Below are 10491 nucleotides of genomic sequence, written 5' to 3'. Positions count from 1 at the left end.
AGGCATTCGCGAGGTGCAATTATGGGCAAGACAGGAACCACGGAATGGATGCAGGTAAAGGGAAGCAAGGGACAGATTCGCCTTGTTCCAAAGAAGGAGTCCACGGCAAAGAAGCCGGGTCCTAACCAGCGATTCAAAGCACAGACAACTATAAAGAGAATGGAACGAGCAGCAGGACGTGGCGGCAGAGGCGGTCGTGGCGATATGCGTGGCGGAAGCAGAGGCGGCCGCGGTGGCCGCGGCGGAAAGGGAGCAGGACAGGCTCAGCCACTTCGGGTCATGGCTGCCCGGAGAAGAATGGGACGTCCGAAAGTTTCCATGCTTGGCCCGAAACAGCGCTCGAAATAACCTAATACCCGTCTCTCTTTTTTCCCCGGTTATTATCCCGCACGATGATAGGTATAGGATAATTTCAGGGGTAACCGGAGAGAACAGGGCATTGCCATGAAATGCGGCATGAGGATACTTTTCTGGAATAATACCTCTTACAGACAAAAAGACCAGTAACTTTTACTCTTATGGTCAGTATGTATTATGGACAAAAAAGGTGCCGTTTCTGCATACCAGTATGGTGAACGGGCTAAATCTGAATTAATCATCGCTTCACAACTGGTAACGGTGCTTTCAGGTCTCAAAGATGCTGAACGCACCGGCGGAAAAAAGATCGTCCTTCAGTGCCTTGAATCAGTCCGGATAGAACTTCAGTTTGCTCTCCGGGCAACTAATAATCAGGAATTTCAAAAGTCAATCGACAACCTGAACCAGGCTATCAGTCTTGTTGAGAGTAATGATTATGATCAGGCAATGAAGAGTATCGGAGCTGCTGTCAGTAATAGTACAACGGTTGCCATGATCGCCTGGCAGGAACTTGAAAAACATGAATTTATTTAGAATGAAAAGGCTAAATAAAACTTCTTTTCACAGGTAAATTGCCCATTGTATAAGGCATTCAAGATTACAATGAGTTCATTTTTTCACAGAAGAGCCATTCATCAAAGACAAAGTACTTTTGTGATACTATTATCGTATTTCATTTTCAATATGTCTTAAGTATATATGGCTAAACCAATTGAACTCGGACTTATTCTTGATGGTGAAGATGCACTCACCTTCCATAGGTACATACGTAATCCCACAGATACCCCTGAAGGTAAGAAATTACTGTTGGAAGCCTATGAAGAGGCGAAAAACTCCTATCTTAAATGAAGATATCAAAAGAAGAACTCACCTTTTCGATTCTTTCATCTGATGATGATCTTTCCGGTTTTAGTTGTTGTGAGAAAGATCTTGAAGGTTTTTTAAAATATGATGCACTCGACAGTCAAAAAAACCGGATATCAGTGACTCATCTGGTGTATTGGGATAAAATATTGGTGGGTTTTTATACCCTCATCTCGGATAGCATTGAAGTTCGTGGAATTCAGGAAGATGATGGAATTCGCGGATATCCATATTCACGATACCCTGCTCTAAAAATTGCGCGACTTGCAACTGATGATCGGTTTAAGAAAAGGAATATTGGTAAAAACATGCTACTTAAAATTCTGGTAACCGCGATTAATTTATCTCACCATGTTGGATGCAGGATTTTAACCGTTGATGTGAAACCGGGTTCTTTTGGTTTCTATGAAAAATACGGGTTTACCCGGACCATTAGAAAACAATCAGATTCAATTCCGATGTATCGGGATTTTCATCGTGCCTTAATAGAACAATCATAGTATTAGTACATCTGATCTCAAGAACCGGACCAGTTTTGTTCAGATCTTCCGGGAAAGATATTCCAGAATAATTAATTCAACACAGAATGGAGAATTATTTTTTGGAAGTGAATTTAGTTTCTTGTAAAGATGGCATTATCTATCTCTACAGCCCTTTTTTCATCCCTGAATTTATCCATCCGCTCTCTAATGCAATAAAGATCTGATCCATATTTTTAGAAGGCCATTGCTGAAATTTTTAGATAAGCCTTCTTTTCCGATTATTAAAAATAAGGAAGAGTTCACCAGATAAACTTCCGTTTTTAAGTTTTATCTAGAAAAATTTGTTACGTTTTTACTGAATAATTTTAGGAAAATGTTAGAAAAAAGGAAAACGATTAATGAAATAATTCACTATTTCAGTTTTCACCGAATCGAATTTCTCCTTTAACGGAGCCAAAATCAATGATAACTCCATCTTGAAGAAGTGCATTTTTTTGTGGTGGAACATCCCCTGTTTTTCCATCTTTAGATAATACAATCCAATTTTGCTCAGTAAGGTTTTGAAGACCATATAATTCTAAATTCGGATGCTTAGAAACCTTGGCAATTGGTGTTGTAACATCAAAACTGGTTGGATTCAGATGATGTAAATAGAGATAAGTATCTGAATTTAGAAGGGTAACTCCATTCATTCCAATTTTGATTCTTGGAGGAATGTTAAGAGGAGTATTACACTGCCAGCAATTTTTCATAGAGGCTGAAGAATTTTTAATCATACCTGGATCAAAAAAAACCTGACTACCACAATGTGAACAATAAAAAATTGAGTCACGCAATTCAATCAAAGCGCTTTTCCATTCATTCTCCCTAACACGTCCATTTTCAGGATTGAAAAGCCCTTCAGTGAATGACTTGATAAAATACTTTTTTATTGAATTTGGATAGAGGTTCCAGAACATTATTGCATTTTGATGGATTGCGGGGTCCGGTCGATTTGCATCATTATCAGGATCAAAAATGAATAATGCTTCAGAGCCATGGATTTTCTTTTCAACTTCAGGATCCCAGCATTCAGTTTGAGATTCTCTGATTCCATTTAATGGATGAGAGATAAATAGCAAATGAAAAAGAAGGACAGATAGTGAATAGAGATCAGTATTACGGTTTGGGAATGTTTTTCCCATTACAATCTCAGGTGCAATAAAACCTGCAGTTCCTCCAATGCCTGAACCGTTTTGAGAATTATTATAGCAAATATTGTCATTATCACAAATAAGAATGTTTCCTGAAATTGAATCAAAAAATACATTTCCCAAAGATATATCTCGATAACATAATCCCTGAGCATGTAACTTAGAGAAACTATCTGCAAGATTGAAAGATGCTGTAATGATAGAATAGAATGTGGGATTTATTCTCCTTTTTACATAATCAATAAGGTTTGAAAAATTTTGAGGTCGTAATGGCATAATGTAACCAAAAGAAGAATCTCCGGGTTTTTGAACCAGATCAATTGGCCATAAAAAAGTTTGATTCGGTGAACCAATCTCAATGAGATTCTTCAAATTTTCCATATGTCCGGGAGTGGCAAAGTTACCTTTAGTATAATACTTAAGAGCCCATTTTTTCCTGCCTGATTCAACTTCATAAACCTGACCTTGTCCTCCCTCTCCTATATATTCTTTAATAACAAGGGCAATTCCGGATTGCGAAGTGATTATATCGCCAATGTTAAAACATTGATTATATGTCATGATATTACTCTTTTACAACAACTAATGAGTATAACAGTATTAGTAATTTAATCATTTTTTTGTAAGTTAATGAAGGGGACATAAGAAAACTTTGACTCAATTTCAACGACTCCATACATTAAGATAATCGTGTTGAATACCTAAAAAACTGAGTAAAAAAAATCTAAAAAATCTATAACTATATATCAAGAAAATTTAAAAAAAATTAAAACTACCTCCGACGAAAATTTTTCAGGCTGGCTTTTTTACCAAATGAATTTCTCAAATATTAAATTCAAAAATTACTCGAATATAAGAATTATGCAAAATAGTAACAGAATTCTTTTCAATTACATATTTACTTCATGGAAAAAAATGCCTCATTAGGGCAACAAAAAAGTGCATAAGAGTAAAGACAATTATAATAAAATCTGACATTTTAGCATTATTTTTAAATTTAAAGTATAATATACCCAATATGCCTAAAGACGATATAAATCACAACTTATTTCTAATAAATTACTAAATCTGATTATATGTCTAATCAGCTCAATATGCCAGGCGGTCAACTAGCAACGCGACCACTTCATTTTTATTGGGTATGTGATGTTTCATCGTCTATGAAAGGTAGGGGGAAAATTGAACAATTGAATTATGCTATTCGTGAAGCTCTTCCCCTCATGAAAAATGTTGCAACCCAGAATCCTAATGCCCAGGTATTTGCGAGAACTCTCGCCTTTGGTAGTGGAGCAAAGTGGATGAATTCCTCATTGATTCCGATTGAACAATATTCATGGACAGATCTATCTGCAGATGGAGTGACAGACATGGGTGCGGCATTAAAAACGATTGCAGAAGAACTGAAGGTACCTCCAATGCCAAAGCGCGCTTTACCACCAGTTATTGTCCTCATATCTGATGGTCATCCAACTGATGATTTTGATAAAGGATTACGAGCATTAATGGGGGAGTCTTGGGGAAATAAGGCTGTGAGGATAGCCATTGCAATTGGAGCAGATGCAGATACAGACGTACTCCGAAGATTTATTGGATTTGACGAAATTGCATTGCTGAATGCAAGTAATCCTCAACAGCTTATTAACTACATCAAATGGGCTTCAACAGAAGTGCTTCAATATGCCTCACGGGAATATTTTTCACCAGATCAAACCTCCGACTCAACTCCTGCACTATCATCTCAAAAGCCCACTCTTGATGTACCAACCTTTAAACCACCACAAATTGGTCCTCCCAACCAGATTAATACCTCGAATACTTCCTATAATGACCTGGTCTGGTAGGATTTCTAAAATATGCATAATATGTGGAGAATAATCGCTGATTCGGTAACAGGACATTCACATATCCGGAAGAATCGGCCTAACCAGGATAACGGGGGATTAAAACAAGATAATAATGGATATCCTCTGATTGGTGCAGTTGCAGATGGTCATGGAGGAAAAGACTATTTCCGAAGTGACCGGGGATCTGCATTTGCTGTCGAAGTCGCAATCAGAGTTCTATCCCGGTTTGTTGCACAGGAGCCAACACTAGCACGCTCACATTTCAGCGAGATGATCTGCAAGGAGATCGTTTTAGAATGGAGACGAGAGGTATTATTGGATATTCAAAAGTATCCGTATAATGATAATGAATGGGTAATAATTGAAGAGGGAAAAAAAGGTCTTAAGTTTAATACTCCGGTTGATCCTGACTACTCACAAATCCGCCCATATGGATCAACACTCCTTGCAACGTTAATTACCAATGAGCAGAGTATTTTTTTCCAACTTGGTGATGGCGATATTATCATCCATTCACCAGATGGATCATTTTTTCAGCCCATTTCTCCGGATAAAAGTATCACAGGTAATGAGACGCATTCCCTTTGTATGCATGAATCCTGGAGGGACTTTAAGGTCAAACGGTTAGATTTTATCCCTGACTTTATCATGCTATCTACTGATGGATACACAAATTCATTTATCGATGAGGAAGGTTTCTTCACCGCTGCACGTGATTTTTATTCCTACATTTTTAAGGCTGATGACTTTGATGCAGGAGTGCACTCAATCGAATCAAATATCCATCAATGGTTAACTACAACCACCCAGAAAGGAAGTGGGGATGACATTACTCTTATCATTATGGCCCAGGATCCGGAAAGAGAGTCGAATATCAACAGAAAAGAGTTGAACGAGGAAATTTTTATTATAAATCCGGTTACTCCGGAGCCTCATAGTTATTCGTTTTTGGTACCAAAGGAGACAATTCAATCTCCAGAACCTCATGATGAAGTACCTTTGGAGATTCCAGTTAATCCTGTTGAACAAAAACCGGATGTTATTGAAGATAATCCCATAAGAGAGCAGGTTCAAAAAAAAGAAACATTAAAAAAGAAGAAACGTATTTCAAAAGGAAAAATGTTCATTTCCACCATTAGTATTTTGATTCTTTGTGTTTGTGGAATAGGTTTGATCCAATCCGGGTTTTTTGCTCCTCAAATTACCTCCATGATATCACCAAACTCCTCTGAAGTTACAAATAATTCATCATTCGTGGATTATAATTTTACAAATTTTCCAATTCCGGTTATGAACGAATCAAATTTCTCGAATTTGAGTTCCATACATCAAATACAAGAATTTCATAACAACTCTTCCAGTGTGATATTCGAGAGAGTAAATAATTCAACTCAATTTAATAGTAGTTTTCAGGATTTGAATAGGTCATCTAATGAATCTTATGGTTTTTTACCAATGAATAAAAAGGCTGATTCAACGAATATTATTCCAACAATTAACCATACGATTGAACAAAATTTTCGAAATAACTCTTCAAAATCCACCTAAATATTTGCTGTGAAGTGATAATATGGATCCATTAAACCAGAGTATTCAGATTCTTAAGGACATTATTGTAAAATACGGTCCTCCTACTGAGTCAAATATTAGTATGTACAAAGGACTCATGCAGGATCTTTTGGTCGATTATCCCCGTGAGTTAAACCTGTTAAAATTACCCTTGGAACAGGGTTTGGTTTTCAGACTGATGAAAGAGGGTCAACAGACTCCGTTTGATATTCTGTGTAATCAGCTGGTGACCTACCTTCACACGAATTTTGGTATTGATATTAATGCAGCCACATGGGCAATTGAAGGTTGGGGCCAGGCACTTGGATTATATCAAAAACAACCATGCGTTGCGGATTTTTCTATAACACCAGTTAACGGGACTGCTCCACTTCAGGTTCATTTTACTAATAGAAGTGAAGGGACAGTTACAGAATATAAATGGATTTTTGGAGACGGTGAAACCTCTGCAGAGGTAAATCCAGTTCATACATATAAAAATCCTGGAACCTATTCAGTGACTCTTCAAATCTCTGGGGATGGTGATGTCACGGAAAAAAAACTATCGAATATTATTGATGTCAACCCAGAAAATTTGCCTTCGCATCCGAGACCAGAAATAAGGACTCCGGAAAAAATTTATCGCAATAAACCACAGAAACCGAATTCAACCGCATATAATAGTGAAAAGAAAAAAATCCAACAAAAAAACGTGTCGAACCCAATCTCACAGACTAGCGATCATACAACTCAATTTATCATAGGTGCAGTGCTTTCCGGCCTGTTTATTTTAGGGTTATTAATTGCTGTGTCTATGGCAGGTAATTCTGTAGAGAAATTGCAAAATGGAGTGATAAAGACAACACCCATACCTACTTCTTCACATCCTTTAACTTCAGTACAAAACTCAAACTTTTTTTATGAAAAAAACTTTTTTAATAGTAATGACGTAGTAAGTGATACATTTACCTGGAAAATGGATAAACCCTCTAAGAATATCATTATAACATGTTATCCAAAATTCATAAATGAAGAATTTTGTTCAGAAAAAGAGTCCCAAATAGAATGTGTAAAATCACGGCATTTTTCTCCAGGTTCATGGATTGATTTTCAAGTATTAAATGGAAACAACAAAGAAATAATTCATGATGGATTTGGGAAAAAAAATGGATTCGGGGTTTTTGCAGGTAGTGATTCTCAGGGAAATCCGGGTTATGAAAAAATCTATAAATTATCAAAAACTGAAGACCTTATAATTACTTATCAAGGAGAATATGTCAAAATTACAATGGAATTATTGAATCGTTAAACATGATGGTATCCTAACTAATAAAGAAATATCATACCCAATTACCATAAAAAATACTTAATTATATATATATCATATTTATTTAGCGGCACAGTTTTTAAAATCAATTAAATAACCATATATACTTAATTATTTATTACTATTTATGGAAAGAAAGCCTTTTTTAATCCTTTTTATCTGTGTAATTGCATCGCTTGTCTCAATTGTTCAGGCAGAAACTGCTTTTGAATTGTGTGATGAAGGTTACAATGCCCTTAATGCTTCTGAAAATCTTAATGCAATTAATTACTTTAACCAGGCTATTGAATTGGATCCGACTATTCCAGATGTCTGGGCTGGAAAAGGGTATGCTCTTATGATTTTAGGAGATTTAGAAAAATCCTTGACAGCCTTTGATATGGCAATTAAATTAAACCCAAATTTACCTGGTTTATGGGATTTTAAATCAAATATCCTTCGCATGCTTGGACGTATTGAGGAAGCTGATGAATCAAACACCAAAGCAAAGGAGATAGCAGCCCAATTAAAAACACAAGTGGACAATCCTTCTGATACATCAGTTACAATTAGTGAGGCCACTCAAGAAACAAGCCCTGATAATTATCAACAATCGAATTCTTTTTCCAATATATATCCCGATAGATCAGTATCAACTGGACCAATAGGATATGGATCTGGTATAAACAGTCTAGCTAACCAGCCCTCAAATACTTATTATAATAAATATATCGATTGGTCAATAATTATTAGTTCGTCAAATTCTGAATCAGGGCCTTCAAATATTTTTAGTAATTTTCAAAATCAACCATTAGCTTCTAACACTTTTCCATCTTCAAATATAAAATCTGAAATCAATGCCCCTGTTTTTCCACAGGAAAATGATATAGATCCAATGACTGAGAAAACTTATGGTGAGTTACTCGAAGATCAAAATAAATTTATCCCGAACAATCCTGAAAATTGTGCTGTTTATCTAGAAAAAAGTAGAGTTCTAGAAGCACTAGGTAGATATGAAGAGGCTATTGATGCATTAAAAATTGCAATTGGAATGGATTCATTTCCTGATTCCTTCAAAGGTTCAGTGGAATCCAAAATTAATAATATTCAATCAAAAATTGATACAAATTCCACCCCATCAGCTACCTCAAATCTTACTCCAACAGTTACTCCAACTCCAACTCCAACTCCTACTCCAACTATGAAACCTATTGAACAAACCGTATCATGTGAAACGTGTTGCCAGTGGTTATACGCACTTAATGAGGAGGCTTTAGATGCTCATCCGGAATGTAACCATGCTGATCAATGTTGTTAAGACAAAAATTACTAATATTTTTTTATTCAGCCGTTCAATGCACTATAATTAATTAATTGAAATTTAGAATTCAGACATTTTTCTCATTTATCCCACATTCGCCAGAACTTTGATTAGGTGTAGAATTTTTCGCACTCAGGCCCCAGCATTTTTAGTAGCTGGAAAATCTCAGTTTGAACAGTGGCGCCGCATCCTGAACAAACTTTTGGTGCATGATTAATTTTAATGTCGATTGTCTCAATAGATTTTAATGTGGTTCCTTTATGTCCAGTCTGTCCCCCTGACTTCTTTCCACTCGGGACACGACTATTGGGAATTTTTTTGTGATTTAATGGATTCTTCGAAGATGGAATACTGCTATTTGTGCTATTGAGATTTAATCGGGTTTCTAATTCTTTATTCCTACTTTCCAATTCGAAAACCCGTTCTTTTAACATTAAAATATGAGATAGTAACGAGCGATGAGAACGATAATAATTGGATGGGATTTTCGGATTAGTACCTGTTCCTCATTACTAATTTCCATATCACAATCTGAATAATAAGTTTAGACTCATAATACTAAGAATTTTCGGTCAAATGAAGGTGAATTGATAGATAGGAATCAAATAAGTATATTTCATCTTAAGTATGGCTAAATAGTAACGAATTATCATTGAGGATAGCAAAAAACCCCTTTTGGCAATCTCAAGTTTATAAAGAATATATAAACCCCCATTTGTTGGAAGGGGGTTTTTTCGATATACTCCATTCTCTGGATATCGTAGACACAGGATATCCTTGAACAAAATGATCGGTATCAAAGATCAAATCAGCAGGAACAGATCCAAAATTCCAGAACACATAGATATGACAAACCGAGATCCAGAATTCATTATTTTTTAATTTTGGGTGTTATTTTAGTATTCGGAGTAGGTATCTGGATGATACTTGGATTTTTTGGGACCGATCAAGTAAGTTCAGATTATAAAAACACCCATGAGGCTCCGCCTCATGGGTGTTTTTTTACACGTTTTATTTTGTTGCTATTCAAATGGTATAAATAAATCAAAAAACACAATAAATTAATGCTGTATTATGGATTCATCATTCCAAAGTATTCAGATTCTTCAAAATATTATTAGACAATATGGCCCTCCAACCAGTATCTCCGAAAGAAACTGATACCTCCATTGGAAACTGAACTATTTCTTCTATAGTGGTTTTTTTGTCAACGACATTCAACGAAACTTTAAATATTTTAAAGTATATACTTTGTATATACTATGCGAACCATTGACATTGAACCATCTACCAGATTGACAATTGAGGGCATCCAGGGGTACTTGGTCAGAAAAGTCACAAAATTTGGGAATGGGGCAAAAGTAGATTGTCCTAAAGAATATCTCGATAAAACAGTCTATTTGGTCATAAAATGACTCTGAATCAGAGTAGGTTATTTAGAACTCTAAAAACATTGGATATTTTTGTTGATCGTGCACTAAATATTGAGTACCCTGCAAAAGGATTGTCCGGTTTTCAGTACAATCGTGATTTGCTTAAAGCAGCGGTAGCAAATTCATATCTTGAAACTGTTGGC

General features: G+C 35.9%; 11 protein-coding genes. 9 read left to right on the top strand and 2 right to left on the bottom strand.

The genetic code is table 11. From position 1 onward, the window contains the following. Positions 1-21 precede the first annotated feature (21 nt). The 4 genes from DLD82_RS02765 (at position 22) to DLD82_RS02755 (ending at position 1721) form a co-directional block, all read left to right on the top strand. Positions 22-348 carry a DUF5350 domain-containing protein gene (locus tag DLD82_RS02765; protein ID WP_109939588.1) on the top strand — a complete coding sequence of 109 codons (327 nt, stop codon included), beginning with the start codon at positions 22-24 and terminating at the stop codon, positions 346-348. 186 nt (positions 349-534) lie between these two features. Continuing rightward, positions 535-891, top strand: coding sequence for a hypothetical protein (locus DLD82_RS02760; RefSeq protein WP_109939587.1), 357 nt, complete (start codon positions 535-537; stop codon positions 889-891). A gap of 165 nt (positions 892-1056) precedes the next feature. Beyond that, positions 1057-1206, top strand: coding sequence for a hypothetical protein (locus DLD82_RS18855; RefSeq protein WP_219968294.1), 150 nt, complete (start codon positions 1057-1059; stop codon positions 1204-1206). Continuing rightward, complete coding sequence (locus tag DLD82_RS02755) at positions 1203-1721, top strand: GNAT family N-acetyltransferase (protein WP_109939586.1); 519 nt, start codon at positions 1203-1205, stop codon at positions 1719-1721. The genes DLD82_RS18855 and DLD82_RS02755 overlap by 4 nt, the downstream gene beginning before the upstream one ends. A gap of 398 nt (positions 1722-2119) precedes the next feature. Here the strand turns inward: DLD82_RS02755 and DLD82_RS02750 are convergent, their stop codons facing one another. Beyond that, complete coding sequence (locus DLD82_RS02750) at positions 2120-3457, bottom strand: protein kinase domain-containing protein (RefSeq protein WP_109939585.1); 1338 nt, start codon at positions 3455-3457, stop codon at positions 2120-2122. 515 nt (positions 3458-3972) lie between these two features. On the opposite strand from DLD82_RS02750, the gene DLD82_RS02745 reads away from it, so the two are divergent. The 4 genes from DLD82_RS02745 (at position 3973) to DLD82_RS02730 (ending at position 8912) form a co-directional block, all read left to right on the top strand. Then, positions 3973-4737, top strand: a complete 765-nt coding sequence (locus DLD82_RS02745) for a vWA domain-containing protein (protein WP_146199670.1) — start codon at positions 3973-3975, stop codon at positions 4735-4737. Positions 4738-4749: 12 nt separating this feature from the next. Then, positions 4750-6288, top strand: a complete 1539-nt coding sequence (locus tag DLD82_RS02740) for a PP2C family serine/threonine-protein phosphatase (RefSeq protein ID WP_109939583.1) — start codon at positions 4750-4752, stop codon at positions 6286-6288. A gap of 22 nt (positions 6289-6310) precedes the next feature. Further along, a complete protein-coding gene (locus tag DLD82_RS02735) occupies positions 6311-7597 on the top strand; it encodes a PKD domain-containing protein (RefSeq protein ID WP_109939582.1) in 1287 nt (428 codons plus the stop codon). 145 nt (positions 7598-7742) lie between these two features. Continuing rightward, entirely contained in the window at positions 7743-8912 is a 1170-nt protein-coding gene (locus tag DLD82_RS02730; protein ID WP_109939581.1) for a tetratricopeptide repeat protein, read from the top strand. 113 nt (positions 8913-9025) lie between these two features. Here the strand turns inward: DLD82_RS02730 and DLD82_RS19495 are convergent, their stop codons facing one another. Further along, entirely contained in the window at positions 9026-9349 is a 324-nt protein-coding gene (locus DLD82_RS19495; protein ID WP_109939580.1) for a DUF6444 domain-containing protein, read from the bottom strand. Between the two features lie 828 nt (positions 9350-10177). Between DLD82_RS19495 and DLD82_RS19490 the strand changes: the two genes are divergently transcribed. Continuing rightward, positions 10178-10330 (top strand): DUF2080 family transposase-associated protein, encoded by a 153-nt coding sequence (locus DLD82_RS19490; RefSeq protein ID WP_011449332.1) that lies wholly within the window; start codon positions 10178-10180, stop codon positions 10328-10330. The last annotated feature ends 161 nt before the right edge of the window (positions 10331-10491 follow it).

Origin of the sequence: Methanospirillum stamsii, from assembly GCF_003173335.1 — an archaeon.
GTDB classification, from domain to species: Archaea; Halobacteriota; Methanomicrobia; order Methanomicrobiales; family Methanospirillaceae; genus Methanospirillum; species Methanospirillum stamsii.
Note: the sequence above shows the minus strand (reverse complement) of the source record. Positions and strands in the feature narration are given on the sequence as shown.